Source organism: Streptomyces sp. NPDC001222, assembly GCF_042896945.1.
In the GTDB taxonomy this organism is placed as follows: domain Bacteria; phylum Actinomycetota; class Actinomycetes; order Streptomycetales; family Streptomycetaceae; genus Streptomyces; species Streptomyces gibsoniae.
Genome location: NZ_JBIAXT010000008.1, coordinates 19,768 through 46,048, shown reverse-complemented (window position 1 = coordinate 46,048; position 26,281 = coordinate 19,768). Strand labels below are relative to the sequence as shown.

The following is a 26,281-nucleotide window of genomic DNA, read 5'->3' as shown; positions in this document are numbered from 1 at the left end:
TCCGCGGCAGCGCACCGGCCCACACATCCCACCCCCGATGACTACGCGCTCGCGGGTTCCGCCTCCGGGGCCGTGAGGTACTCCTCCACGATCTCCTTCGGCCCGAACGGCCAGACTTTCTCCAGCCGGGCCCAGACCAGGAACGCCACACAGCCGAGCACCAGCCAGCCCAGTGACCACTCGACGGGGTGGCGGCCCGGGGAGTTCTTGTCCGCGTAGCCGTAGATGACCAGCCAGCCGACGAGGGCCACGAGGCTCGGCACGGGATACAGCCACATCCGGTACGGGCGGCGCAGTCCAGGCTGCCGGCTGCGCAGTACCGTCACGGCCGCGATCTGGGCCAGCGCCTGGACGAGCACCATCACCGTGGTCAGCAGCTGGATCAGGGTGGCCAGGTCAGTGTGACGGCCGATCAGGAAGCCGATCGCCGTGACCACGCCCATGGTGGCCAGGCCCAGCATGGGGAAGCGGTGCCGGGGATGGAGTTTGGCGTAGGGGCGGAAGAAGACCCGGTCGCGGGCCGCGTCGTACGGCACCCGGGAGCCGCCCAGCAGGCCGGTGAACACGGACGCGAACGCCGTGATCAGAACAAGGACCGTGACTGTGTCCGCCGCGCCCTTGCCCCAGGTCTTCTCCAGCACCGCCGATGCCACCGATGTGGAGGCGATGTCGTTCGGGTCGGTCATGCGGTGCCAGTCGACGACGCCGAGCGTGCCGATCTGCAGCAGCAGATAGATGGCCATGATGCCGAGGATGGAGAAGATGATCGAGCGCGGCAGCGTACGGCCCGGGTCCTTGATCTCCGCGCCCATGTAGGCGGTGGTGTTGTAGCCCAGATAGTCGTAGATGCCGATGGTCAGGCCCCCCGCGAAGCCGAGCCAGAAGTGACCGCCCGTCAGCTCGAAGGCGCCCGCGGGGTAGGTGAAGGCCAGGTGGGGGCTGAAGTCGGAGGCCGCGGCGACGATCACCAGCAGTACGGAGGCGATCATGACGGCCCACATCACCGCCGTGATGCGGGCGATGTTCTCGATGCCCCGCCACAGCAGCAGGACCACGAGCACGATCACGCCGAGCCCGATCAGATCACCGGCGGTCCGGCCGAGATCCGGGGCCAGATAGCCCAGATACTGCACGAAGCCCACCACACCGGTGGACATGATCAGCGGGATGAAGAGCATCGCGGTCCACACGAACAGGAACGGCATCAGCCGGCCCGTGCGGTATTGGAAGGCCTGGCGCAGATAGACATAGCTGCCGCCGGAGCCGGGCATCGCCGCGCCCAGCTCGGCCCAGACGAGCCCGTCGGCGAGGGCCAGCAGGGCGCCCGCGACAAAGCCGATGACCGCCTGCGGTCCGCCGAACGCGGCGACCATCAGCGGGATCGTGACGAACGGCCCGATGCCGCACATCTGGCTCATGTTGATCGCGGTCGCCTGGAACAGGCCGACTCGGCGGACGAAACCACCCTCTGGTGGCGGGCTACCGGACACGGGACCTCCTGGAAGCGGGACTCGGGGAGAGGGATGCACGGACTGCGGACCGACCGCGCGGAGCGGCCCGCGGATCAAGGGCTGCGGGTGTCCGGCCGGCGCTGGGCTCCCCTTGACTCGCCCGGCGAGGCTGACTGGCGGATATAGTTAAGGAGTCTTACTAGAGGCGTCAAGAGCGCGTCATGAATGCGTGAGAATGGTGCGATGCCCGCCAGCGACGCCGTAGATCAGCCGGATCAGCCCTGGAACCGCCGACGGCTGCGCAGCACCAACGAGCGGCTGCTCCTGGACCGGCTGCGCGCCGCCGGCTCCGCCTCGCGCGCCCAGCTCGCCCGGGAGACGGGCCTGTCGAAGCCGACGGTCTCCAGTGCGCTCGCCGCGCTGGAGGAGGCGGGACTGGTCCGCGAGGCCGGTACGCACACACCCGAGCGCGGCCGGATGGCCGTGCTGTACGCGCCGGATCCGTCCGCCGGGTACGCGCTCGGCATCGACATCGGCCGCGGCTGGCTGCGGATCGCGGTCGCCGATCTCGCCGGCGAGGTGGTGGCCCGGTCGGACGTGCGCAACCGGGCCCGCACCTCGAGGGCGCTGGCCGACCTGGTCGTCGGCACCGCCCGGCAGGTGATCGCCGGCTCCGGGACCCGGATCGAGGAGGTCGCGCACGCCGTGGTCGGGACGCCGGGCGTCTACGACGAGGAGCGGCGCCGGGTGCGGTACGCGATGCATCTGCCGGGCTGGGGGCGGGCCGGACTGTTCGACCGGATGCGCGAGGAACTCGGCATCCCCCTGGAGGTCCACAACGACGCGAACCTGGCCGCGCTCGGCGAGTACACCTATGGCGTGGGCACGGGCAGCCGGCTGTTCGCGTACATCCTGATCGGGACCGGCCTCGGCATGGGAGTCGTCAGCGAGGGACGGCTGTTCACCGGTGCGCACGGCGGGGCCGGGGAGATCGGGTTCCTGCCGTGGCCGGGGCGGCAGAAGCCCCAGACGCTGGAGGACGCGGTGTCGGGCGTGGCGGTCGTCGAGTCGGCGCGGGCGTTCGGGATGACCGGACAGCTCACCGCGAAGGCGGTCTTCGGCGCGGCCCGGCAGGGTCACCCCGCCGCGACCCGGGCGGTGGAGCTGGAGGGCGAGCGCATCGCGCACACCGTGGCGGCCGCGGCGGCCGTGCTCGACCCCGACCTGGTGGTGCTCGGCGGCGGGGTGGGCCACAGCGTCGATCTGCTGCTGCGTCCCGTCCGCGAGACGCTGCGTGCGCTCACCCCGCTCCGCCCGAAGATCGTGCCGAGCCGGCTGGGCGAGGACGCCGTGCTGCTGGGGGCACTGGCGACTGCTCTGGGCACGGCACGGGACGTGGTGTTCGAGCGCCGGTCGACGGCTCCCTGACCAACTCCCCCATTCGCAACGGCGATTGACAGCGTGCACCCCGCGCCCTAGCGTGAGGCGGCGTTAGTAAAGTTTCCTAACTTTACGAAGAGGCTGGAGGACCCCGTGTTCCACCGCCCCGCCCACCCCACCGCGTCCCGGCACCGCGCCTCGTCCCGGAGCCGCACGCCGTCTCGCCCCGGCCGTCGTCGCCCTGGGCCTGCTGGGCACACTGACGACCAGTGCGTGGGCCGGCCCGCACACCGAGCGCACCGCCTCGCACCCCCGGGTCACCCGGATCTCCTCCGCGCCCGGCAGCGCGACCGCGCTGTCCGGCTACGCCATCCAGTCGACGGCCAAGGTCGGGGACCCGCCGGACGCGGTCTCCTCCCCCGGCTATCCGGCGACCGGCTGGTACCCGGCCGGCTCCCGCTCCACTGTCCTCGCCGCGCTGCTCGCGGACGGCGTGTACGCCGACCCGTTCTACTCGGCCAACCAGCAGAAGATCCCGAGGGCCGACTTCCAGGTCCCCTGGTGGTACCGCTCGGACTTCACGGTCCCCGATCCGTCCGAGCGCACCCGGCTGGACTTCAGCGGGGTGATCTCGGCCGCGGACGTGTACGTCAACGGGCGTCAGGTCGCGCAGGCCGCGGATGTGTCGGGCGCGTACACCCACCACGAACTGGATGTGACCTCGCTGGTCCGGCAGGGCACCAACACGGTGGCCTTCCGCATCCGGCCCAACGATCCCGACAAGAACCTGACCATGGGCTGGATCGACTGGCTCCAGCCCCCGCCCGACCGGAACATGGGCATCGTCCGCGACGTACTGGTGCGCCGCGGCGGGCCGGTCGCGGTGCGCGACGCCCATGTCCTCACCCGGCTCGACGTGCCCTCGCTCGCCGCCGCCGACCTGACGGTCAAGGCGCTGGCCCGCAACGACTCGGACGCCCCGGTCACCGCCCGGCTCTCCGGGACCGTCGGCTCGGTCTCCTTCGCCAGGGACGTACCGCTCGCCGCGCACGAGTCGAAGACGGTCACGTTCACCCCGTCCGACGTTCCCGGCCTGCATCTGACCTCACCGAAGGTGTGGTGGCCCGCCGGCATGGGCGGCCGGCCGCTGTACGCGCTGGACCTCACCGCGTCCGTCTCCGGCACCCCCTCGGACATCGCCCATGAGACCTTCGGCATCCGGGATGTGAAGGCGCCGCTGAACTCCGACGGCGCACGGCAGTACAGCATCAACGGCCGCAGACTGCTCATCAAGGGCGGCGGCTGGTCGCCGGACGAGTTTCTGCGCTGGGACCGCAGCTATGTCGAGGACCGCCTCAAGTACGCCCTCGATCTGGGGCTCAACACCATCCGTCTCGAAGGGCACATCGAACCCGACGAGTTCTTCGACCTCGCGGACCGCTACGGCATCCTCACGCTGCCCGGCTGGGAGTGCTGCGACAAGTGGGAGGGCAACGTCAACGGCGGTGAGCCGGGCGAGAAGTGGACCGCCGCCGACTATCCGGTCGCCAAGGCGTCGATGGCCGCCGAGGCCGCCCGGTTGCGCGACCACCCGAGTGTCGTGTCCTTCCTCATCGGCAGCGACTTCGCCCCCGACGCCACCATCGAGAAGAACTGTCTGGACGCCCTGAAGGCCGCCGACTGGCCCGATCCGGTGGTCTCGGCGGCCTCCGACAATTCCTCCCCCCAGCTGGGCAGTTCCGGAATGAAGATGACGGGACCCTACGACTGGATCCCGCCGGACTACTGGTACGCCAAGCGCGAGGGCGGCGCCACCGGCTTCAACTCCGAGACCAGCGCGGGCCCCGACATCCCGACCCTCGACACCCTGCGCCGCATGATGAGCCCGGCGGAGCTGGACACCCTCTGGAAGGACGCGAGCGCCAAGCAGTATCACCGCTCCCCGTCGTCGACCTTCAGCACGCTCAAGCTCTACGACGACGCGCTCGCCGGACGGTACGGCCCGCCGACCGGTCTCACGGACTACGTACGCAAGGCGCAGCTCGCGCAGTACGAGAACGTACGGGCGCAGTACGAGGCGTACGAGCGCAACTCCACCGACTCCGCCAGGCCGTCGACCGGCGTGATCTACTGGATGTTCAACAGCGGCTGGACCTCGCTGCACTGGCAGCTGATGGACCGTTATCTCGACCAGGGCGGGGCCTACTTCGGGGCCAAGAAGGCCAATGAGCCACTGCACGTCCAGTACGGGTACGACAACCGCTCGGTCGTGGTGGTGAACAACCGGCACGCGTCCGTGTCCGGGCTGACCGCCCGGGTCACGCTGTTCACCCCCGATGGCACCCAGAAGTACGACCGGACGGCGAGCGGAGTGAGCGTCGCGGGGGACGGCGCGCACACCACCGCGCTCACCCTGCCCTCGTCGGTGAGCGGCCTGACGGCAACGTACCTGGCCCGGCTGGTGCTGACCGACTCCACGGGCAAGGAGGTCAGCCGCAATGTCTACTGGCTGTCCACCAAGCCCGACACGCTCGACTGGTCCCACACGGACTGGTACTACACGCCGACGACGAGCTACGCCGATCTGACGGGGCTGAGTTCGATGGCGCAGGTGCCGGTGACGGCCACGGCGTCCACCAACACGAGCCCGGACGGCACCTCGACGACCACGGTGACCCTGCGCAACGCGGGGACGGGCAGGACGCCCGCGCTGCTCACGGACGCGCATCTGGTGGACTCGGCCGGCAGGCCCGTGCTGCCGGTCCGGTGGTCGGACAACGACGTGAGCCTGTGGCCGGGCGAGTCGGCGACGCTGACCGCCACCTGGCGGACGGCCGATCTGCACGGCTCGGTGCCCGGCGTGCGCGTCTCGGGCTGGAACACTCCGGAGCGCACCGTGCCGGCCGTGTGAGCGGGGAGCGGAAGACGGAGAAGGGGTGGGCCCGAGGGCCCACCCCTCACCGACAGGTCAGCTCACATCGAGCGCCGTGTCGTCGATGACGAACGACGTCTGGAGGCTGGAGCCCTCGGTGCCGGTGAACTTGAGGGTCACGGTCTGCCCGGCGTAGCTCGCGAGGTTGACGCTGCGCTGGGTGTAGCCGCTGCCGGCGTTGAGGTTGGAGTACGTCGCCGGGGTGCCCAGCACGGTCCCGGAGCTGTTGAGGACCTGGACCTTCAGCGTGTCGTACGCCGTGCTGGTGGTGGTCTCCGCCGTGTCGATGTGCAGATAGAAGCTGAACGTGGCGGAGGTGCAACCGGAGGGGATGGTCACCGACTGGGACAGGGTGTCGGTGTGCGCGGAGCCGTAGCCGTCCAGCCAGGCGTAGTACGAGCCCGTACGGGGCGACTCGCTGGTGGAGTTGGTGATGACGCCGCTGCTGGCGCTCCAGGTGGTGGCGCCGGCCTCGAAGCCGGTGTTGCCGAGGAGCTGGGCGGCGGTGCAGGTGCCGGTGCCGCCGCCCCCGCCGCCGGTGCTGCCGCCTCCGCCGGCGAGCCATGCGGTGGCGTTGAGGGCCAGGGCCGCGTTGGTGGCGCCGGAGTCGTTCCAGCCGTCGTAGAGCGTGTTGCCGGACTGGCCGGTCCCGTCGTCGATCGGCGAGCTGTCACCCCAGAAGGCGACGCGGCCGCTTCCGAAGGTGCTGGTCAGGAAGAAGGCACCGGTGGTGCCGGAGTAACCGCTGCGGTAGACCAGGCCCTTGACGGAGGAGTTGTCGGAGGGCTTGAGCGTGGCGGTGGTGCCGTTGGCGATGAGGCTCTTGGTGACGGTGCCGAAGGAACCGTGCAGCACCGGGTCGGTGCTGTCGCTGATGGCCGCCGGGTAGCCGGATGCGATGTTCAGCGAGTCGATGGAGAAGCCGAACGGATCGGTGGAGTCGACGCTGTTGTTGGTCATCAGGTCGTTCAGGATCTTGACCGCGTCAGCGCCGTCGTTGTTGCGGTCGGCGCCGGTGTGGTCGGAGATCATGAACAGTCCGCCGCCGTTCTTCACGAAGTTCATGATGGCCGTCTTCTCGGCCGTCGTGAACAGCGTGTTCGGCTCCGGGAGAACGAGCGTGTCGAAGTTCGACAGGTCGGTCGAGGACGAGCCGCCGTAGCTCAGGCTGGAGCCCGAGGGCAGCGTCTTCAGGCTGTAGTCGCCCGTCTTCTGCAGGGCGACGCCCCAGGACGAGAGGGCGCCGGTCCAGTCCGTCTCGACGGACGGGGAGGAGTCCTGGCCGAGGGGGTCGGGCTGGCTGGTGGAGATGATCCAGTCGGCGTTTCCGGCCGTCTCCGCATGGGCGTTGTCGAACAGGACGCGGTGCGGGGTGGCGGCGTGGGCCGCTGTGGCCGCCGTGGTCGCCTGGACCGCGGCGCCCGTGGTGAGCAGGCCGAACACGGCGAGGGCCGTGGTGAGTCTGTGACGGGCCTTGGTGGATCGGAGCATCCGGCAGACCTCCGTGAGGTGAGGGGAGTCGGGGAGAGTGGGGGGTGGGGCGAACTCGGGCGGAGCGAGGTGCGGGTGCCGCGGGTCTGCGCGCGTAGAGCCATGGCCGCGGTCTGCGCGCGTAGAAATCCTTCCTACGCCGCCCACGCGACCGACTGTTGAACGGTACATGGCAAATCGGGGGCGGGACAGAAGAATGCCGCTCCGGCAGGGCGAGGATTGACCCGGCGTTGACCGGAGATTGAACGTTGACCGGAGATGGAGACGGAACGGACTGTTGCCCCGCTCAGCGGGCACATTGGAGGAGTGCGCAGACCTTCACGATAAGGGGCGAAGATGGAGATCTCGGGGATTATCAGTGCACTCGTCATCGGGCTCGTCATCGGCGTCCTGGGACGCCTCGTCGTCCCCGGCCGCCAGCACATCGGCGTGCTGTGGACGATCGTCGTCGGCATCGTGGCAGCCTTCATCGGCTCCGGGATAGCCGCCGCGTTCGGCCAGCGCGACGGCCGGGGAGTTGGGTTCGGGGACGTCGATGGCGATCTCCCGGCCGGCGGCCTCGGCGCTCACCGCGCTGAACAGGGCGGCGGCGGTCTCGGCGGTGTCGGCGAACAGCGGGCCGATGCGCAGGGCGTCGCGGGCCGGGCGGATCACGGCGTAACCGGTCAGCCGGTCGCCCTCCACGTGGACGAGGACCCGATGGCCGGGAGCGGTGAGCCAGTGTTCCAGGAAGCGGGGCCGGTCGGCCGGATAACAAGCGCTGTCGTACGCCGTCACGGCGTCGAGGTCCGCCTTCTCGGCCGGGCGCACTCCGGGCGCCGTTCCCCCGGCGGGGGCCGGCCCGGTGTACCGCACGGTGCGGTGGGCGAACACGAATCCCGACCGGCGGTAGTTGTCCTGTTGGGCGACGACACCGTCCAGGCCGATCGTGCGCCCGCCCGCATGGGCGAGCCCCGCCTTCCAGGTGGCCAGCCCGAGGCCCCGGCCGCGCAGATCGGGGCGTACGAGGTAGCAGCCCAGGAAGGCGTAGTCGGCGCCGTAGGTGACCACGGAGACGGCCGACACGGGCTCCCCGCCTAGCCGTCCGATGAAGAAACCTCCGGGGTCCTGGGCGAAGAAGGCCGGGCCGTCGGACAGTCCCGGGTTCCAGCCCTCGTCCGCCGCCCAGCCGCTGATCACCGGCCAGTCGTCGAGCGTGGCCCGGGTGACGACAAGGGCTCGGGGGCCCGCAGAGGTCATCGTTGCGCTCCGTTCCGTGGGGGGGTGGCGGTCGGTACGGGGATCGGCCGCACCGGACCCGCAGCATCCTTCCCGATCCCGGAGTCCTACGCCATGCCGACTCCCCCTGTGGCCGAGAACGATCTCCTCACCCCGGCCCGGCTTCTGACGAGCCGTCAACCGCTCCCTCGCACCCGGACGAGGGCCCCGCGGATCGCTCGTGCGACGGGGCCCTCCTCGGCGTGCGCAGGTCGACTCAGCGGGTCGCTCCCACGCGGAAACGGCGGTAGAGGATCGTTCCTCCAAGCACCAGGGCCGCGCCTCCCGCGAGCGCGGGCAGGGGTGCTTCCGCGCCGGTGTGGGCGAGCATCCCCTGCGAAACGGGCCGGGCCACGACCGGTGCGGGAGTGTGCACCGTCGGCGGCACGACCGGCCGCGGCGCGGGGTGGGGCCGGCCGGGCGAGGAGTTGACGGACGTGTTGCCGACGGCCTTGTTGCCGAGACCGACCACATTCACCGAGTTGCCGCTGATGTTCACCGGGAGGTGAATCGGCACCTGCACCTCGTTGCCCGCGAGCAGGCTCCCCGAACCCTCCGTTCGGCCGCGCGCGGAGGCGCCACCGGGGACGGTCCCGATCCCGTGGCGCGGGCCTGCGCGGTGTGTCCCCCGGTTCACGCAGGCGTTGCCCGCGGCCGGGTCGAGGAGCCCCAGGACGTTCACGGTGTCGCCGCACACGTTGACCGGCACGTGCACCGGGAGCTGAATGCTGTTGCCGGAGATCAGTCCGGGCGAACCCGCATCGGTGCCGTGCGCCGCGGAGTCCGCGTGCGCCGGCAGCGCCGTGACCAACGCCCCCGAGGCGGCGGCCGCGGCGATCAAACCATTTCGGGTAACCCGTTTCATAGGTTCTCTGCCTTCCAGACATGGTCGCGAGCACTCGCCCGCACCCGATAAAACGCAGAGGCACCAATCCGAGTTATGGCTTATCTGCCTTTCACCCCTTCGAGTGGCCCGGCGTCGAACCCCCGAACCCACCGCACGCGCCGTCCGCGCGCCCCGAGGCGTCAGGCCAGGGACACCTCGGGCTTGTAGAGGTCGAACCACAGCGCGAGGTCCAGGGTGCGTTCGAGGCCGCGGCGCGAGTTCTGGGTGATCTGCGGTGTGTCGCGTTCGGTGGCCTCCCGCACCCGTTCCCGGTCGACCAGGTCGAAGACCGGGTGGTCGGAGCGGGCGAGGAGGGCCTTGGCCTGTTCCTGGAGGGCGACCGCGTAGCGGGGGTCCTGGGTGGAGGGGTAAGGGCTCTTGACCCGGTCGTAGACGGACCTGGGGAGCAGGTCCCGGGTGGCCTCCCGGAGCAGGCTCTTCTCCCGGCCGTCGAACGACTTCAGCGTCCAGGGGGTGTTGTACACGTACTCCACGAGTCGGTGGTCGCAGTACGGCACGCGTACCTCCAGGCCGACCGCCATGCTCGTGCGGTCCTTGCGGTCGAGCAGGATGCGGACGAAACGGGTCAGGTGGAGATGGCAGATCCGCCGCATCCGGTACTCGAAGTCGCTCTCGCCGTCGAGGCGCGCGACACGCGAGACGGCCGTGTGGTACGCGTCCGCGACGTAGGAGTCCAGATTCAGGACCTCGGCCACCTCGGGGCGCAGGATCTCCTCGTCCCTGCCGAGGCGCAGGGCGGAGGGCACGAGCCAGGGAAACGTCTCGGCGGCGCGGGCCTCCTCGTCGAAGAACTGGAGATAGCCGCCGAAGACCTCGTCGGCGGACTCCCCCGACAGCGCGACCGTGGAGCGCTCCCGGATCGCGCGGAACAGCAGCAGGAGCGAGGTGTCCATGTCGCCGAATCCCGTCGGGAGGTCCCGGGCGCGGATGACCGCGGCGCGCACGTCGAGGTCGGCGAGGGCTTCCACGTCGAGGACGATGTCCTGATGGTCGGTGCCGCAGGCCTGCGCCACGTCGTGCACGAACGGTGTGTCGGGGGTGCGGCGCAGCTCGTCGGCGACGAAGTGCTCGGTCTGGCCGACGAAGTCGACCGCGAAGCTGCGCACCTTCTCGCCGTGCACGGCCAACTGCCGTGCGGCCAGCGCGGTCATCGCGGAGGAGTCGAGCCCGCCCGAGAGCAGGGTGCACCGGGGCACGTCGGCGACCAGCTGGCGGCGCACGATGTCGTCGAGCAGCGAGCGGACCTTGGCGACGGAGGCCGCGCGGTCGTCGGTGTGGGGGCGGGTCTCGAGCTGCCAGTACACGCGCCGCCGGGGGCCGCTGCGGTCGACGGTGACGACCGTGCCGGGCTCGACCTCGTGCATACCGTCCCAGGTGGCGTGCCCGGGCGTCTTGACCATGGTGAACAGTTCCCGCAGCCCGTCGAGGCGGACCCGGGCCGGGGCCAGCGGGTTGGCGAGAATGGCCTTCGGTTCCGAGCCGAAGAGGACGCCGTCGGAGGTCGGGTAGTAGTAGAGCGGCTTGATGCCCATGCGGTCCCGGATCATGACGAGGGTGTCGTCGCGGCCGTCCCAGACGGCGAAGGCATACATGCCGTTGAGGCGTTCGGCGAGGGCGTCGCCCCATTCGAGGTAGCCGCGCAGGACCACCTCGGTGTCGGAGTCGGTGCCGAAGTGGTGCCCCCGCCCGCTCAGTTCGCGGCGCAGCTCGGTGAAGTTGTAGGCCTCTCCCGAGTAGACGAGGGCGACCGTGCCCCCCGGGGTCTCGGCGGTCATCGGCTGGCGTCCGCCGGGCAGGTCGATGATCGCGAGCCTGCGGTGGCCGAGGGCGGCGGGCCCCTCGGTCCAGGTTCCGCGGGCGTCGGGACCGCGACAGGCCATCGTCTCCGTCATCGCATCCAAGGTCGCGCCCTCCGTCCGCAGGTCGCGGTCGTAGGAGACCCAGCCGGTGATGCCGCACATATGTGACCTCCCGCGTCCTGTCGCCAGGACCAACCCGCCCACCTGCGACTTCCTCAGGGCAGCGGCTACCTCCGGGCAAACCAGGTGTATGGAGCAGCTATATGTCGAGCGTCTGCCACCCACGGGAGGCGGTCAACTCGTGCTCACCCCGGCGAGCCCCGGTCATCCGGCGGTCTCGGCCCCGTTTTGCCCTGTGCGGACCCATGGACCGGCTTCACCCCGGGCCGGAACGGCCGGGTTCCGGCCATGGGCAAAGAGTTCCTCAACCCTCGCACGACCGGGCGCCGGCCTCGCCGTAGGCCATGGCGGTGATTGTCGTCGGCCCGACTGCCCCGAATGCCCGACACGCGAATCGGTCCTAAGGTGCTCATATGGAAGCGCTCAGTCCCTCGACCCTCGCGGAACTGCGCCGGCCGCGGCCCTACCCCGCGGTGTCGGTCCTCGCGCCGACGCACCGCCGCGAGCCGGACAACGCCCAGGACCGCGTGCGCCTGCGCAATGCGCTGGCCGACGCGAAGAAGCAGTTGGAGTCCGATCCCGCGGTCACGCGCGATCGCCGTATCGATGTCGAGACCCAGCTCGACCAGGCGCTCAGCGAGATCGATCTGACGTACACCGAGGACGGCGTCGTGATCTTCGCCGCGCCGGGTGAGCACCAGGTGTGGGCACTGGCCCGTTCGGTGCCTGAGCGGGTGGTGCTCTCCGACACCTTCCTCACCCGCAACCTGGTGGCCGCGCACGTCGCGGAGCGACCGTTCTGGGTACTGGCGGTCTCCGCGGACCGGGTGACGCTGTGGAACGGCGGCGCCGGTCATGTCACCGAGGCCCACATCGGCGCCTTCCCGCTGGCCAGGGGCCGGGAGAACTTCGACGCCGAGCGCCGGATGCAGATCGGTGACACCCCGAGCACCTTCCGCGACGAGGACACCCGCCATTTCCTGCGCGAGGCCGACATCGCGATGGGCCGGGTCCTGCGCCAGGACCCACGGCCGCTGTACATCACCGGCGAGCAGGCGGCCCTGTCCGCGCTCGACGAGTCCGGCGGCGTCGCCAGGGAGGCGGTCCACGTGCCGCACGGCGGCCTCGCGCACGGCACCCCCGAGGCCGTGTGGCAGGCGGTACAGCCGGTGATCGCAGCCGAGGCCCGCAAGAACGTCGAACGGGTCAGCCGCGAGTTGGAGGCGGCCCGCGGCCGCAAGGCGTACGCCGCCGGTGTGGACGAGGTCTGGCAGAACGCGGCGGACGGCCGGATCCGGCTGCTCGCCGTCGAGGAGAACTACCGCGTGACGGTCCGCGACGACGCCGGCGACCACCTCGTACCGGCCGAGAGCGGGGACCTCGACGCCCGCGAGGACATCGTGGACGAGATCGTCGAGCGCTGTCTGGACACGGGCGCCGAGGTCCGCTTCGTCCCCGACGGCGCGCTCGGTGACGCACAGGGCATCGCCGGGGTGCTCCGCTACTGAGGCCGCCCTCTTCCGGGGTCTACCCTGCCGGGGATGATCCACGGAAGGGGAGAGCGGCACATGGGCGACCTGCTGGGCGTGGCGGTACTGGGTGCGGGACACATGGGTGCCGACCACATACGTCGTCTGGGCCACGGCGTGAGCGGGGCCAGGGTGGTGTCCGTGGCGGATCCCGACACGGATCGCGCCAAGGAGGCCACGCGCGGCATCGACGGCGCACGCGTGTACTCCGAACCGCAGGCGGCGCTCGACGCGCCCGGTGTCGAGGCCGTGCTGGTCGCCTCGCCCGGAGGGGCGCACGAGGAGGCGCTGCTGGCGGCCTTCGCGCGCGGGCTGCCGGTGCTGTGCGAGAAGCCGCTGGTGCCGGACGCGGCCGGGGCGCTGCGCGTGGTGGAGGCGGAGGCCCGGCTCGGGCGGCGGCTCGCGCAGGTGGGGTTCATGCGGCGGTACGACGCCGATTACGCGCGGCTGAAGTCCCTGCTGGACAGCGGGCGGCTGGGCCGGGCACTGATGCTGCACTGCACGCATCGCAACGTGTCCTCGCCGTCGCACTTCACCACGGACATGCTGATCAACAGCTCCGTCTCGCACGAGATCGACGCGGCCCGCTGGCTGCTGGGCCAGGAGCTGACCGCCGTGTCGGTGCTGCGCCCGCGGCCGTCCGGGAACGCCCCGGAGGACCTCCTCGACCCCCAGTTCGTCGTGTTCGAGACCTCGGGCGGCGCCCTGGTCGACGTCGAGGTCTTCGTCAACTGCGGCTTCGGGTACCAGGTGCGCTGCGAGGCGGTCTGCGAGGACGGCAGCGCCCGGATCGGCGACGGACACTCGATGCTCGTGACGCGTGCGGGGGTGGCGTACGAGGAGGTCGCGCAGGACTATCTGGTGCGGTTCGCGGACGCCTACGACCGGGAGGTGCAGTCCTGGGTCGACGCCACCCGGCAGGGGCGGGTCTCCGGGCCGTCCGTGTGGGACGGGTACGCGGCCTCGGCGGTGGCCGAGGCGGGGGTCCGGGCCCTGCACGAGGGTGTACGGCAGACCGTGGATCTCGCCCCGCGGCCGGGGCTGTACGAGGCCGGCGGCAACCACCCCCGGTAGCCGCACATATGCCCCACGAACGTACGCCTGAACGAAGGCGCGTGCGCCCCATGAGCCCCTCAAACCCCCTGCGCCACAGTCGACTTGGCCGGTCCGCGCACCCTCACCGGCCGGCCCGCCCCAGCGTTCCGCCAAGCCGCTGACATATGCCAGAAGCACCACCGTATCGTGTGTTGCCAAATCCCTTACAGGGCGTCGCGGGCTGTGCAACAGTCGTAACGGTCCTTCCGTAACCCTTGGTCGAGCCGTCCCGTATCGGAGCGCGTCATGCCACCCCATCTCTCCGCGGACCGCCCAGCCGCCGGGTCGCCCCGACGCGGCACGGTGGATGCGCTCATCTCGCAGACACGACAGCTGCGCGGAGAGGTGGACGCCGTACGGCGGGAGGCGCCGGAGGACGGATCGGACCCCGAAGGCCGGTGGCAGCGCGCACTGTGCGATCTCGCACTGCACCAACTCAGGGATCTGGACGAGCACTTGGGGCAGCTGCGGGACGGCCCTCCGGCCGTGCCCGCCGACGACCGTCCCGCGGACGCCGTCCCGACGGCCGCGCCCGCCGCACCGGGGGGCTCGCTGCTCAGCCGGGTGGGCAGCGCGGAGTGGAACCTCCTCACGGACGAGGCCAGTTGGTCCGGTGAGCTGTACCGGATCCTCGGCCGCGACCCCGCGGCCTCCGCACTGACCCTCGACGAGCTGCCCTCGCTGGTGCACGAGGAGGACCGGCCGCTGCTGACGGCGATGGTCACCGACTGTCTGGTCGACGGCAAGCCCATCGACGAGGAGTTCCGGATCGTGCGCCCCGGCGGTGAGGTCCGCACCGTGCACATGATGGGCGAGCCCGTGCTCGACGCCGACGGCACCACCGCCTCGATGTGGGCCGTGCTGCGGGACGTCAGCGCACTGCGCCGCACCCAGCGCACCGTGCACGAGACCCGTGACTCGCTGCGGCGCCAGCGCGCCCACACCGAGCGCCGGCTCGCGGTCGAGCTGCAGGAAGCCGTGCTGCCGCCCTCGCGCGGCTCCCTGCGGCTCTCGCGCCAGGGCCCCGGCACACTGGACCTGGCCGTCCGCCATCTGCCCTCTTCCGCGAGCCGACCGATCGGCGGCGACTGGTACGACGCACTGGAACTGCCCGACGGGGACACCCTGCTCAGCATCGGCGGCCTCACCGGACACGGGGTGACCGTGGCCTCCGGCATGGCGACGCTGATCGGTGCCTTGCGCGGTATGGCCGTCGCGGGCGCCGAGCCCGGCCCTCTGATGGGCTGGCTCAACCAGTTGCTCGACGCCTCCGTCCAGCCGGCCCTCGGCAGCGCGGTCTGCTGCCGCTACCGGCCCGCCACCCGCACCTTGAGCTGGGCACAGGCAGGACACCCCGCCCCGCTGCTGTTCCGCGGCGGGACGGGGTGTGTACTCGCAGCACCGGACGGCGTGCTGCTCGGGGCGACCTCGTCGGCCGCCTACGGGCAGGCCGAAGTGACCCTCCAGGCAGGCGACCTGCTGCTCCTGCACACCGACGGGCTGATCCCGCGGCACGGTGGCACGGCTGCCGTCCAAAGGCTGCTCGACCTGGCCCCGCGCCTCGGTGGAGCCCGCACGGCCCAGGACTGCGTACGGAGCGTCGTGGAGGAGTTCGGCGAGAGCGAGCGCGCGGACGACGCCTGTCTGCTCGTCGCCAGGGTCGTCTCCTGACGGACGAGACACACGAGTTCGTCACGAACGCACATGGACAGCGAAGACAAGCGGGACCTCAGGTCCGGCACCAACCGGCTCACACCGACGCGCTGTTGCCGCTCCTGGGCTTCGACAACCCCTTCGGAAGCGCCAGTTTGATCTCCTCACGCAGATCCTGGATCTTCGGGTAGCTGGCGTACTGCCCCGTGAGCCGGTACATCTCACGCAGCCGGTCCCAGGTACGCAACGAGGAGTTCGCGCCCATCGACGTCAGGGCCAGGCGTGCGTAGCGGTCGGCCTGTTCCGGGTCGTCGGCGATGAAGCAGGCGGACGCGAGCGAGATGTGGTCGAAGATCTTCGACCGCTCCCGGCCGGTCCCCCGCAGCTCCAGCGCCTCCTTGGCGTGCCGCTGGGCGATCAGGGCGGCGCCCGGCTCGTGTTCGGCGAGGGTGCGGTAGGCCAGGGCCTGCATGCCGTGCAGATCCGCCTCGTCGAACAGCTGCATCCAGCTGGGCGGCGGCACATCTCCCTTGTCGGAGACGAACAGGTCCTCCGCCTCGCCGAGGGTGCGCCGCATGGCCTGCCCCTTGCCCAGGGACGCCTGTGCCCAGGCCTCGATGGTGCAGAGCATGGCCTGGGTGCGCGGCAGCACCTGGTCGCCGGAGCCTGACTTGGCGAGCTGCATCAGATCGAGTGCGTCGTCGGGCCGGCCGAGGTGCACCATCTGGCGGGCGGCGCGGGAGAGCGCCTCCCCGGCGCGGGGCCGGTCGCCGCCCTCACGGGCCGCGTGGGCGGCGATGACGAAGTACTTCTGGGCCGTGGGTTCCAGGCCGATGTCGTGGGACATCCAGCCCGCGAGGACGGCGAGGTTGGCGGCGACGCCCCACAGGCGCCGCTGCAGATGGTCGGGGTGGTGGTAGGAGAGCATGCCTCCCACCTCGTTGAGCTGCCCCACGACGGCCTTGCGCTGCAACCCGCCACCGCGGGACGCGTCCCAGGCCCGGAACACCTCGACCGAGCGCTCCAGCTCCTCGACCTCCTGCGACCCGATGGGGGCGGCCTCATAGCGGTCGAACCCGGCGGGGTCGGCGTGCAGGGGATCGTCGTAGCGGGGGGCGTCGGCCGCGAGAGCCGGATCGGTGTGCAGCCAGTCGTGCATGGCGCTGCTGAGTGCGGAGCCTGCGGCGAGCGCGGCGCCCGCGCTCACCAAGCCGCGTCGGTTGAGCATGAGGTCCATTCCCGTGAATTCGGTGAGGACCGCGGCTGTCCGCTCGGGCGCCCATGGAACTCCGTCGGGGTGCTGCGCATGCCCGTCGTCACGCCGTCTCCCCACGCGCCCGTGCCGGACCAGACCGAGGTCCTCGATGGTCACGACACGGCCGAGTCGCTCGGTGAACAGCGCTGCCAGCACCCGCGGAACCGGATCGCGCGGGATCTCTCCCATGTCGATCCAACGCCGCACCCGCGAGGTGTCGGTCGCCAGCTGGGGGTGGCCCATGGCCGCCGCCTGCCGGTTGACCATCCTCGCGAGTTCGCCCTTGGACCAGCCGGCCAGGCCGAACAGGTCCGAGAGGCGGGTGTTGGGTTGTCCGCTCACGTCAAGCCCCCAGGTTCTCGGCTGAGTTGACAGTAGCCCTCCGTCAGTTGCTTGTGGACTATTCGCCATGGTTCGCCAGGGTGCGCCAGATGGTGTGCCACGGGGCGACGGGTGTCAGGTAGGAACGCGCCACCCCGACCCGGTCGCCGCACGGGCATTCCCCAGGGTGCACCCACGACGGCCGAGCCGGGTGGCGCGGAATTCGCAGGCACACGAAGGGATCTGTATCACCCATGTACGCAGCATCGTCCTCCGTGTCCGCCCCGCCCCGGCCGCTGCGCCCCCGCCCGGGCGGCGGCGGCCCCTACCTCGAACCCGCGCGGCCGACGGCCCCGGTGCTCGGTGCCGGCCGTACGCGCCGCGTCCCGGGCGCCGGCGCCCAGCCGCTCAGCGGCAGAATCGACCTGTCCGGCCCCCAGGGCGCCCAGTTGCGCACGGCGATCGCTTCGGTGCACCGCATCTGCCCGGAGTTCGCTCCGGTCCAGGTGCTGCGCCGTAGCGGGCGGTCCGTGCTCCTCATCGGCACGACCGGGCGCACCACGGCGGTCGCCAAGTGTTTACTGGACCACTCACCCATCTGGTCCGAGCGCATCCGGCACGAAATAGCGTCGTACCGGGCGTTCGTCAGGCACCGGCCCCCGGTACGGGTGCCCCGCCTGATCGCAGCGGACCCGGACAACTGCACCCTGGTGATCGAGCGGATGCCGGGCCGGGTGGCGGCGCTGCAACGGCATCCCGTGGAGGCACCGCCGCGCACGGACATCCGCACCGCGCTGGGCGCGATCTGCCGGCTGAACGCATGGCGTCCCCCGGCCGGCACGTTCGACGCCCCGCTCGACTATCCGGAGCGCATCGCGCGCTTCCATGAGCTGGGGCTGCTCACGGACCGGGACATGGGCGATCTGCAGAAGCTGCTGCACGACATCGCCCACTCGGCGGGCCGGCAGGGCATGGGCCAGTTCTGTCACGGCGACGCGCTGCTGTCGAACATGCTGCTCTCACCGGCTGGCCCGGTGCTCGTGGACTGGGAGCACGCGGGCTGGTACCTGCCCGGGTACGACCTGGCGACGCTGTGGGCGGTCCTCGGAGACGCCCCCGTGGCCCGGCGCCAGATCAGCCAGATCGCGCAGTCGGCGGGTCCGGCCTCGCGCGACGCCTTCCTGGTGAACCTGATGCTGGTCCTGACCCGGGAGATCCGCACCTACGAGACGGCCGTGCAGCGTTCGATGCACGACACGGCCCCGGCGGCACCGGGAGTGGCCCCCCAGGGTGCCGCGCCGTCCGGCGAGGAGCAGCGGCTGCTGCTGAGGCGGCTGCACGACGACTGCCAGTTGGCCCGCCGGGCCGTGCGAGCGGCGGTCGGCACTCGCTGAGGGGGATGACGGTCCGCGGTGGGCGTGCGCGACAGCGCCGTACCGCGGACCCTCGTCGTTCCCGGACCCTCCTGCCGCCTGACGGGTGTGCACCGTTCGGGTCATTGGTCCACTCCACTGACGCCCCGCAGGCTGCGTCCCCACCATGAGGAAACCTCTCGCCACCGCTGCTGACATGGGAAATCGCCCTGGTCCTGGCGTGATTGACGGATCGTCGGAGAGCCGGTACCACTGACGCACGTTCGGCCCCCGCACGCCCCAGAGCGCCCGACCGTCCCAGGAGGCTGCATTGCGAGGTTCCGTCACCGACCACGACTCCCCCGCCTGGCACAGACGCGCCCTCAGGACAGCGGGCGCCGTCGCCTCGACGGCGCTGCTGCTGCCGCTGCTGGGCGCCGCCCCGGCCCCCGGACCCGCCGCCCCGGCCGGGCTGCAGGGCGCGTTCGCCGCCGCGGCCGACACGTACCACGTACCGCCGAGTGTGCTTCTCGGCGTCTCGTATCTGCAGTCCCGCTGGGACGCCCACGGCGGCGCGCCAAGCGTATCGGGGGGTTACGGCCCCATGCATCTGACCGACGTCCGCACCGCGCTCGCCCAGGCCGCACACCACAGCGAGGGTACGGAGGACGCCCGGGGCGACCAGGCCCGCGCCGCGCTGCTGCCGACGACGAAGGTGCCCGCGGCCGCCGAGCTGCCCGCCCGGCTCAAGACCCTGCCCAGGGCGGCCGAGCTGACCGGTATCCCGGCCGCCCGGCTGCGCACCGACCCGGCCGCGAACATCGCGGGCGGTGCCGCGCTGCTGGCCGCGGCGCAGAGGCAGTTGGGCGAGCCGTTCAGCGACGATCCGGCGGACTGGTACGGCGCGGTGGCCGAGTTCTCGTCCGCGGACGACCGGGCCACGGCGGCGGCGTACGCGGACGACGTCTTCTCCGTACTGCGCACCGGCGAGCGGCGCACCACGGACATGGGCCAGAGCGTCACGCTCACCGCTCGGCCGGGCCTGGCCCCCGACACCGCACAGCTCGGACGGACCGGACTGCGCACGGCCGACCCCGGCGAGACCGAGTGCCCGAGACTCGTCTCCTGCGAGTGGATCCCGGCACCGTACGAGCAGTTCGGCGACAACGACTACGGCAACCACGATCTGGGCGACCGGCCGGTGTCCCAGAGCATCAAGTACATCGTCGTCCATGACACCGAAGGTCAGTGGGACGGCGTGATGAAGCTGATCCAGGACCCCACGTATGTGTCCTGGAACTACACCGTGCGCTCCACGGACGGCCTGATCGCCCAGCATGTGAAGGCGCAGGACGTGGCCTGGCACGCGGGCAACTGGTACGTCAACGCCAAGTCGGTCGGCATCGAGCACGAGGGTTTCCTCGCCGCCCCGGACGCCTGGTACACGGAGGCGATGTACCGGGCGTCCGCCCGGCTGGTGCGGTATCTCGCCGGGAAGTACGGCATCCCGCTGGACCGGCAGCACATCCTCGGGCACGACAACGTTCCGGGCCCGACGACCTCGACGATCCCCGGCATGCACACGGACCCGGGCCCGTACTGGGACTGGCGGCACTACTTCGAGCTGCTCGGCAGGCCGTTCCACACCACGGCGGACCTCCGGGGCGGCCTGGTCACGATCCTGCCGGACTACACCGCGAACCAGCCCGTCTACACGGGCTGCACCACCCCGGGCGCGCCGTGTCCGGCGCACGGTTCCGGCGAAGTGCGCCTGTACAGCGCGCCGGACGAGACCGCGCCGCTGATCAAGGACATCGGGCTGTATCCCCAGGGGAACGACTCGACGATCGACGTGAACGACGTGGGCTCACGGGTCTCCACCGGACAGCGGTACGCGGTCGCCGGCCGTGACGGGGACTGGACGGCGATCTGGTACCTGGGACAGAAGGCCTGGTTCCACAACCCGCGGGGGCAGCGGACCGCGGTGAACGCGTCCGGTCTCGTGGTGACGCCGAGGGCCGGCCTCGCCGACATCCCGGTCTACGGCCGGGCGTACCCGGAGAAGGAGGCGTACCCGGCGGGGGTGCCCGTGCAGCCGGTGTCACCGCTGCCGTATCGCCTGCCGGCGGGCCAGCGGTATGTGATCGGCGACCGGGTACCGGGCGAGTACTACTACTCGGTCACCTTCACCCCGGACTCGCATCGGGTCGTCGTCGGCAAGGACCTGTACTACGAGATCCAGTTCGGTCACCGGGTGGAGTTCGTCCGGGCGGCGGACGTCCAGGTGGAGCGGTCGGGCGCGTAGCCGCCGGACACGCGGCCGGTCGTACGCCGAAGGGCCGGACCCGCCGCCTGCGGGTCCGGCCCTTCGTATGCCGGTCAGTCCTGCCGGAACAGCTCCGCGGGCAGGGGCTTCAGCAGCGCGTACAGATCGTCGGTGATCGGGCGGTCCCAGGCCGCGATGGTCACGAGCACGTTGTCGCTGCGGTCGAACTGGACGCAGGAGATCCGGCTCTCGGAGAGCTTGAGGCGGCGGACGATGAGGAGGTTGTCGCCCTGCATCACAGGGATGTCCTCGGTCCCGACGACCGTGACCTCCTCGTCGTTCCCCAGCGCGACCAGGAGCTGGGTCGCCTCGAAGGGGATCTCGCCCTCATCGACGTCGCGCGCCGGGGAGCCCTCCGGCAGATTGCCGATGATCATCGCGGTGCCGCGGCCGCCGAACAGGTCGTACCGCAGGAAGACGCCCTGGCAGCTGCCGTCGGGGGCGGGCAGCAGACCGGCACCGAGGTTGCCCGGCCAGTCACCCGGGTCCATGGCCAGTACGTCGAAGTCGGGCCCGGCGGGGGTGGCGCTGCGGCGGCGGAGGAAGGACATGCCGCAATGGTACGTGCCCGAGCGAAGAGCCGGGCCCTGGGTCCGACCCCGTGGAGAGCCGGTCGTCCGCCGTCGCGTACGCGACTCGGTGGCGGCTTCGTCGGCCGATGTTCGTGTAATTGGGGGAGCGGTCGGCAATGAGAAGGAGACCCCGTCATCGACGAAGAAGGCACGCGGATCTCGTAGGACTCTCGTCGTCGCCGTCGGTCGACCGGCTTCACGACAGAGGTTCGGGCAGAGGTGAGCGGGCCGTACTGTGACCGGTTCCGCACGGTGAACGGTTGCTGCGGTCAGCCGTCGGTGTGGGCGGCGTCCGCCGAGGGCGGGATCACCGCGACCGGGCACGCCGCGTGCAGCAGGACAGCCTGGGTCACCGAGCCGATCATGCGGGCGGGTGCCAGAAGGCGGCGGCGGTGACGGCCCACGGCGACGAGTTCCGCGCCCCTGGAAGCCGCGACGAGATGGCCCGCCGCGTCCCCGGGCGGGGTCGACAGATCGACATGGACATCCGGGTGCCGCTCCCGGTGGACGGCGAGGAGCCCCATGGCCTGGGTCCGGATCTCGTCCTCGACCGCGTTCTCGTCGACGGCCGGGGGCATGAGTTCACCGGGCGCAGGCCAGAGCTGCACCGGCGGCCACGGGTACACGGCGATCACGTGCAGGCGGGCGCCTCGGCGGTCCGCCTCCGCGAAGGCGAAGGCGACGGTGGCCTCCGCGGGGCTGTCGATGTGCAGACCCACGACCACCCGTGGCCCCGGGGCCGGGGGCGGGACCTCGTGCACCTCGCGTCCCGGGCGTGGCACGACGACCACCGGGCAGGCGGCATCGCGGGCCGCCGCGAGGCTGTTGGAGCCGAGCAGCAGGCTGGCGAAGCCCCCGCGGCCGCGCGAGCCGAGCACCATCAACTGGGCGTCGGCGCCCAGTTCGGGCAGGACCGCGACCGTGGGGCCCTCCGGGGCCAGGTACTTCACGACCGATCGCTCGGCCCGGCTCTCGACGAGGCTCCGTGCCTGGTCGAGCACGGAGTCCTGGCCCGGCTCCGGGGGGCCCGCCACAAGCACGTCGGGCTGCCCCCAGGGCGCGTACTGCCGTACATGGACCACATGCAGCGTCGCCTCGCGCAGCCGGGCCGCGGTCAGCGCCCAGTCCAGGGCGCGCAGGCTGTCGTCCGACCCGTCGACGGCCGCGACGACCGGCAGGGTGCTCATGGAATCTCGCCTCCGGCACACAGCTGTGATCGTTCCGGGGCCAGCCTGGCGCACAGGGCGGCCCCGGGACGGTTTCCACGGCCGCGTGTCCGTGAATTGCGGACCGGGCGGCGGCTGCCGTCGGCGGCGGGACTCAGGTGAGGTCGAACTCTCCCTCTCGCGCCCCTGACACGAACGCACCCCACTCCGCGGGGGTGAAGATCAGAGACGGGCTCTCGGGACGGCCGCTGTTGCGCATCGCGATGAAGCCTTCGACGAAGGCGATCTGGACATCTCCTTGCCCACGGCTGCCGGAATGCCAGTCGGCGTTGGTCAGATCCAGCTCCGGCTTGTCCCAGCCCGCGAGCGGCTGCTGCTGGGTGGTGCTCTCGGCCACGTCCGTGCTCCTCCCGATTCGTCGTCCGCGGCCAGCCTAGCGATCGTGTCCCCCTGCCGACAGAGCGTGTGGACGGATGGCCTCAGGAGGTGGGCGGCCGGTCGCCGACCAGCCACATGGAGAAGAACTGCGACCCCCCGCCGTAGGCATGCCCGAGCACTCGGTGTGCGCCCTCCACCTGGTGTTCTCCGGCCTGGCCGCGTACCTGGAGGGCCGCCTCGGCGAAGCGGATCATGCCGGAGGCCCCGATGGGATTCGTGGAGAGGACCCCACCGGACATGTTGACGGGCAGGTCCCCGTCGAGCTCGGTGACTCCCGACTCGGTGAGCTTCCAGCCCTCGCCCTCCTCGGCGAAACCGAGGTTCTCCAGCCACATCGGCTCGTACCAGGAGAACGGCACGTACATCTCCACCGCGTCGATGTCGCGGCGCGGGTCGGCGACGCCCGCCTGCCGGTAGACGTCGGCGGCGCAGTCCTTTCCGGCCTGCGGTGACACGAAGTCCTTGCCCGCGAAGAGGGTCGGCTCGCTGCGCATCGCGCCGCCGAGCAGCCACGCGGGGGGCCGGGGCGAACGGGCCGCTCCGGCGCGGTCGGTGAGCACCATGGCGCAGGCGCCGTCGGAGGACGGGCAGGTCTCCGAGTAGCGGATCGGGTCCCACAACATGGGTGAGGACTGCACCTTCTCCAAGGTGATGTCGTGCTCGTGGAGGTGTGCGTACGGGTTCTTGAGCGCGTTGCGCCGGTCCTTGTAGGCGACCAGGGAGCCGACGGTGTCGGGGGCGCCGCTGCGTCGCATGTACGCACGCACGTGCGGGGCGAAGAAGCCGCCGGCGCCGGCCAGCAGCGGCTGCTGGAAGGGGATCGGCAGGGACAGTCCCCACATGGCGTTGGACTCGGACTGCTTCTCGTACGCGAGCGTCAGCACCGTGCCGTGCACGCGGGCCGCGACGAGGTTCGCGGCGACGAGTGTGGTGGAGCCGCCGACCGATCCGGCCGTGTGCACCCGGAGGACGGGCTTGCCGACCGCGCCGAGGGCGTCGGCGAGATACAGCTCCGGCATCATGACGCCCTCGAAGAAGTCGGGGGCCTTGCCGATGACCACGGCGTCGATGTCGGACCAGGTCAACTCGGCGTCGTCCAGGGACCGTAGGGCCGCCTCCCGGACGAGCCCGGCGATCGACACGTCCCGGCGTGCCGCGACATGCCGGGTCTGACCGATACCGGTGACGGCCACGGGCTCCTTGCTCATCGCGGGTCTCCTTCGAGTACGGCGACCAGGTTCTGCTGCAGGCACGGGCCGGACGTGGCGTGGGCGAGGGCGCGGTCGGAGTCGCCGCGCTGGATACGGGCGGCGGCCTCGCCGATGCGGATCAGTCCGGCGGCCATCATCGGGTTGGCGGCGAGGGGTCCCCCCGAGGGGTTGACCGTGACGTCCGGGCCGAGCCGCAGCGCCTTGCGCAGGATCACCTGCTGCGCGGTGAAAGGCGCGTGCAACTCGGCGGTGTCGACCGGCCGTTCGAAGGCACCGGCCCGCTCGGCGGCGCGTCGTGCGGACGGCGAGGCGGTCAGGTCGCGCGATCCGGGCGCATGGGCCTCGACGCGGTGGTCGATGCCCCGGATCCAGGCGGGCCGCCGGCACAGCTCGCGGGCCCGTTCGCCGGCCGCGAGGATCACGGCGGCGGCGCCGTCGCCGATCGGCGGGCAGTCCCCGGTGCGCAGGGGCCGTACGACATAGTCCCCGTGCGGCACCGAACCGCTCAGCTGGGCGTGCGGGTTGGCGGTGGCGGCGCGGCGGTCCCGGGCGGCGATCCCGGCGAGCGCGGTCTCGTCGGTCTCGCCCGCGTCGATGAGCGCCTGGGTCTGCAGGGCGGCGAGCGCCACCGAGTCCGGCCACAGCGGTGCCAGGTAGTAGGGGTCGAGCTGGCGGGTGAGGACGTCGCGCAGGGAGCCGGGTGACGACTTGCCGTACGCGTAGACGAGCGCGGTGTCGGCATCGCCCGTGAGCAGTTTGGTCCAGGCCTCGTACAGCGCCCACGCGCCGTCCATCTCGACATGGGACTCGGAAATCGGCGGCCAGGCGCCCACTCCGTCGAGAGCGAGTGTGAAGGAGAAGGCTCGGCCCGCGAGATAGTCGCTGGAGCCGGAGCAGGTGAAGTCGATGTCGGCGGTCTTCAGGCCGGTCCGGTCGAGGACGTCGTGCAGGACCGGCATGAGCATCTCCACCTCGGAGAGCTCGTCGCTGGTGCGCCGGTGGTCGGTCTGGGCGAAGGCGACCACGGCGATCTCCCGGCTGTTCGGGGTGCCTTCGCGTGTCACAGCAGCTCCTTGTAGGTGTCGTAGTCCGCGTCGGGTTCGCCGGTCGGCCGGTAGTGGTCGGGGTAGCGGGCCCCTTCGGTCCATACGGGCTCGACGCGCAGGCCCATGCGCACCTGGTCGTAGGGGATGCCGCCGATGCGTCCGTGCAGCGCGAGGTCGGCGCCGTCGAGCGCGATGTGGGCGTAGACGTAGGGCACCTCGATGTCGAGGTTCTTCGCTTTGATGTTGACGATGCAGTAGGTGGTGACGGTGCCGCGGGGCCCCACCTCGACCTGTTCGGCGGTGGCGACGCCGCAGGTGGGGCAGGCGCCCCTCGGCGGGACGTACACCTTGCGGCAGGAGGGGCAGCGTTCGCCGACGGTGCGCTGTCCGGACAGGGCGTCGATGTAGGCGGACTGGGCGCGGCCGGGCGAGTAGGTGTAGTCGAGGCGGGCGGGGGCGACGATGCCGGTCACGGGGTTCTCGAACGTGCCGGGGCGGCCGGCCGGTTCGGCGGGGCCGCCGTCGTACGGCTCGAAGCAGGCGATGTCGGTGATGGCGCCGTGGCGTGCGGCGGCCCAGCGGATGCGGACCCGCATTCCGGTGCGGACGGCGTCGGGTCCGGGGGCGTCCAGGGCGTGCAGGAGGGCGGTGTCGGCCCCGTCGAGCCGGACCAGGACCCAGGCGAAAGGGGTGTCGAGGGGCTGGCCGCGCCGTGGCGCGTGGTTCCAGGCCCAGGTGGTGACGGTGCCGGTGGGGGCGACCTCGACGAGGTCACGGAGTTCCGCTGCGGTGACGGGGTCGTACTCGACCGGTGGCACCAGGGTGCGGCCGTCGCCGGTCCGCACTCCCAGCACGACGCCTTCCCGCAGGCCGGTGAGAAAGGCGCTCTGCACGGGGCCGAGGGAGCGCGTGAAGGGGAACTCGACGACGAGGGGGGCTTTGCGGACTGAGGGCATCCGGGGGTCTCCTTGGGTTGCCGC

Annotated in this window: 19 protein-coding genes; 7 read left to right on the top strand and 12 right to left on the bottom strand. The window is 71.4% G+C overall.

Annotation, left to right across the window (positions count from 1 at the left end; translation table 11 throughout):
* Positions 1 to 41: 41 nt before the first annotated feature.
* The gene (locus ACFY2Z_RS13820; protein WP_390744380.1) at positions 42 to 1,490 is read right to left on the bottom strand and encodes an APC family permease; all 1,449 of its coding nucleotides are present in this window, start codon (positions 1,488 to 1,490) and stop codon (positions 42 to 44) included.
* 204 nt (positions 1,491 to 1,694) lie between these two features.
* Between ACFY2Z_RS13820 and ACFY2Z_RS13815 the strand changes: the two genes are divergently transcribed.
* Positions 1,695 to 2,879 carry an ROK family protein gene (locus ACFY2Z_RS13815; protein ID WP_390744379.1) on the top strand — a complete coding sequence of 395 codons (1,185 nt, stop codon included), beginning with the start codon at positions 1,695 to 1,697 and terminating at the stop codon, positions 2,877 to 2,879.
* A 193-nt stretch (positions 2,880 to 3,072) separates the two neighbouring features.
* Complete coding sequence (locus tag ACFY2Z_RS13810) at positions 3,073 to 5,742, top strand: sugar-binding domain-containing protein (RefSeq protein WP_390744548.1); 2,670 nt, start codon at positions 3,073 to 3,075, stop codon at positions 5,740 to 5,742.
* Between the two features lie 57 nt (positions 5,743 to 5,799).
* Here ACFY2Z_RS13810 and ACFY2Z_RS13805 read toward each other — a convergent pair whose 3' ends face one another.
* The 4 genes from ACFY2Z_RS13805 to asnB form a co-directional block, all read right to left on the bottom strand.
* Complete coding sequence (locus ACFY2Z_RS13805) at positions 5,800 to 7,254, bottom strand: hydrolase (RefSeq protein WP_390744378.1); 1,455 nt, start codon at positions 7,252 to 7,254, stop codon at positions 5,800 to 5,802.
* A gap of 318 nt (positions 7,255 to 7,572) precedes the next feature.
* Entirely contained in the window at positions 7,573 to 8,493 is a 921-nt protein-coding gene (locus tag ACFY2Z_RS13800; protein ID WP_390744377.1) for a GNAT family N-acetyltransferase, read from the bottom strand.
* Between the two features lie 235 nt (positions 8,494 to 8,728).
* Positions 8,729 to 9,352, bottom strand: a complete 624-nt coding sequence (locus ACFY2Z_RS13795; protein WP_390744376.1) for a chaplin — start codon at positions 9,350 to 9,352, stop codon at positions 8,729 to 8,731.
* Between the two features lie 185 nt (positions 9,353 to 9,537).
* Positions 9,538 to 11,379 carry an asparagine synthase (glutamine-hydrolyzing) gene (gene asnB / locus ACFY2Z_RS13790; protein ID WP_390744375.1) on the bottom strand — a complete coding sequence of 614 codons (1,842 nt, stop codon included), beginning with the start codon at positions 11,377 to 11,379 and terminating at the stop codon, positions 9,538 to 9,540.
* A gap of 371 nt (positions 11,380 to 11,750) precedes the next feature.
* Here asnB and ACFY2Z_RS13785 point away from each other — a divergent pair, with 371 nt between their 5' ends.
* From ACFY2Z_RS13785 to ACFY2Z_RS13775, 3 genes are all read left to right on the top strand, one after another.
* A complete protein-coding gene (locus ACFY2Z_RS13785) occupies positions 11,751 to 12,845 on the top strand; it encodes a chemotaxis protein (RefSeq protein ID WP_390744374.1) in 1,095 nt (364 codons plus the stop codon).
* Between the two features lie 60 nt (positions 12,846 to 12,905).
* Positions 12,906 to 13,940: a Gfo/Idh/MocA family protein gene (locus tag ACFY2Z_RS13780; RefSeq protein WP_390744547.1), complete on the top strand. Its 1,035-nt coding sequence runs from the start codon at positions 12,906 to 12,908 to the stop codon at positions 13,938 to 13,940.
* A gap of 267 nt (positions 13,941 to 14,207) precedes the next feature.
* Positions 14,208 to 15,632 carry a PP2C family protein-serine/threonine phosphatase gene (locus ACFY2Z_RS13775; RefSeq protein WP_390744373.1) on the top strand — a complete coding sequence of 475 codons (1,425 nt, stop codon included), beginning with the start codon at positions 14,208 to 14,210 and terminating at the stop codon, positions 15,630 to 15,632.
* A gap of 79 nt (positions 15,633 to 15,711) precedes the next feature.
* Here the strand turns inward: ACFY2Z_RS13775 and ACFY2Z_RS13770 are convergent, their stop codons facing one another.
* The gene (locus tag ACFY2Z_RS13770) at positions 15,712 to 17,211 is read right to left on the bottom strand and encodes a hypothetical protein (RefSeq protein WP_390744372.1); all 1,500 of its coding nucleotides are present in this window, start codon (positions 17,209 to 17,211) and stop codon (positions 15,712 to 15,714) included.
* Between the two features lie 233 nt (positions 17,212 to 17,444).
* Here ACFY2Z_RS13770 and ACFY2Z_RS13765 point away from each other — a divergent pair, with 233 nt between their 5' ends.
* Together ACFY2Z_RS13765 and ACFY2Z_RS13760 are read left to right on the top strand one after the other, a co-directional pair.
* Complete coding sequence (locus ACFY2Z_RS13765) at positions 17,445 to 18,584, top strand: aminoglycoside phosphotransferase family protein (protein WP_390744371.1); 1,140 nt, start codon at positions 17,445 to 17,447, stop codon at positions 18,582 to 18,584.
* 289 nt (positions 18,585 to 18,873) lie between these two features.
* A complete protein-coding gene (locus ACFY2Z_RS13760; RefSeq protein WP_390744370.1) occupies positions 18,874 to 20,847 on the top strand; it encodes an N-acetylmuramoyl-L-alanine amidase in 1,974 nt (657 codons plus the stop codon).
* 74 nt (positions 20,848 to 20,921) lie between these two features.
* On the opposite strand, the gene ACFY2Z_RS13755 is transcribed toward ACFY2Z_RS13760, so the two are convergent.
* The 6 genes from ACFY2Z_RS13755 to ACFY2Z_RS13730 all read right to left on the bottom strand — a co-directional run bounded on the left by ACFY2Z_RS13755 (position 20,922) and on the right by ACFY2Z_RS13730 (position 26,257).
* On the bottom strand, positions 20,922 to 21,419 hold the full coding sequence (locus ACFY2Z_RS13755; protein ID WP_311694719.1) for a hypothetical protein: 498 nt from the start codon (positions 21,417 to 21,419) through the stop codon (positions 20,922 to 20,924).
* A 290-nt stretch (positions 21,420 to 21,709) separates the two neighbouring features.
* Positions 21,710 to 22,627, bottom strand: a complete 918-nt coding sequence (locus ACFY2Z_RS13750; RefSeq protein ID WP_390744369.1) for a universal stress protein — start codon at positions 22,625 to 22,627, stop codon at positions 21,710 to 21,712.
* Positions 22,628 to 22,760: 133 nt separating this feature from the next.
* A complete protein-coding gene (locus ACFY2Z_RS13745) occupies positions 22,761 to 23,003 on the bottom strand; it encodes a DUF397 domain-containing protein (RefSeq protein WP_388976128.1) in 243 nt (80 codons plus the stop codon).
* A gap of 82 nt (positions 23,004 to 23,085) precedes the next feature.
* Positions 23,086 to 24,252, bottom strand: coding sequence for a thiolase domain-containing protein (locus ACFY2Z_RS13740; RefSeq protein ID WP_390744368.1), 1,167 nt, complete (start codon positions 24,250 to 24,252; stop codon positions 23,086 to 23,088).
* Positions 24,249 to 25,319 carry a thiolase domain-containing protein gene (locus ACFY2Z_RS13735; RefSeq protein WP_390744367.1) on the bottom strand — a complete coding sequence of 357 codons (1,071 nt, stop codon included), beginning with the start codon at positions 25,317 to 25,319 and terminating at the stop codon, positions 24,249 to 24,251. Before ACFY2Z_RS13735 ends, ACFY2Z_RS13740 begins: the two co-directional genes overlap by 4 nt.
* Complete coding sequence (locus ACFY2Z_RS13730) at positions 25,316 to 26,257, bottom strand: Zn-ribbon domain-containing OB-fold protein (protein WP_390744366.1); 942 nt, start codon at positions 26,255 to 26,257, stop codon at positions 25,316 to 25,318. Before ACFY2Z_RS13730 ends, ACFY2Z_RS13735 begins: the two co-directional genes overlap by 4 nt.
* Between the last annotated feature and the right edge of the window lie 24 nt (positions 26,258 to 26,281).

Excerpts from the sequence above, each read along its gene's own strand:
- ACFY2Z_RS13815 (WP_390744379.1), top strand. The coding sequence starts at position 1,695 with ATGCCCGCCAGCGACGCCGTAGATCAGCCGGATCAGCCCTGGAACCGC.
- ACFY2Z_RS13805 (WP_390744378.1), bottom strand. The coding sequence starts at position 7,254 with ATGCTCCGATCCACCAAGGCCCGTCACAGACTCACCACGGCCCTCGCC.
- ACFY2Z_RS13800 (WP_390744377.1), bottom strand. The coding sequence starts at position 8,493 with ATGACCTCTGCGGGCCCCCGAGCCCTTGTCGTCACCCGGGCCACGCTC.
- asnB (WP_390744375.1), bottom strand. The coding sequence starts at position 11,379 with ATGTGCGGCATCACCGGCTGGGTCTCCTACGACCGCGACCTGCGGACG.
- ACFY2Z_RS13785 (WP_390744374.1), top strand. The coding sequence starts at position 11,751 with ATGGAAGCGCTCAGTCCCTCGACCCTCGCGGAACTGCGCCGGCCGCGG.
- ACFY2Z_RS13780 (WP_390744547.1), top strand. The coding sequence starts at position 12,906 with ATGGGCGACCTGCTGGGCGTGGCGGTACTGGGTGCGGGACACATGGGT.
- ACFY2Z_RS13775 (WP_390744373.1), top strand. The coding sequence starts at position 14,208 with ATGCCACCCCATCTCTCCGCGGACCGCCCAGCCGCCGGGTCGCCCCGA.
- ACFY2Z_RS13765 (WP_390744371.1), top strand. The coding sequence starts at position 17,445 with ATGTACGCAGCATCGTCCTCCGTGTCCGCCCCGCCCCGGCCGCTGCGC.
- ACFY2Z_RS13755 (WP_311694719.1), bottom strand. The coding sequence starts at position 21,419 with ATGTCCTTCCTCCGCCGCCGCAGCGCCACCCCCGCCGGGCCCGACTTC.
- ACFY2Z_RS13750 (WP_390744369.1), bottom strand. The coding sequence starts at position 22,627 with ATGAGCACCCTGCCGGTCGTCGCGGCCGTCGACGGGTCGGACGACAGC.
- ACFY2Z_RS13740 (WP_390744368.1), bottom strand. The coding sequence starts at position 24,252 with ATGAGCAAGGAGCCCGTGGCCGTCACCGGTATCGGTCAGACCCGGCAT.
- ACFY2Z_RS13730 (WP_390744366.1), bottom strand. The coding sequence starts at position 26,257 with ATGCCCTCAGTCCGCAAAGCCCCCCTCGTCGTCGAGTTCCCCTTCACG.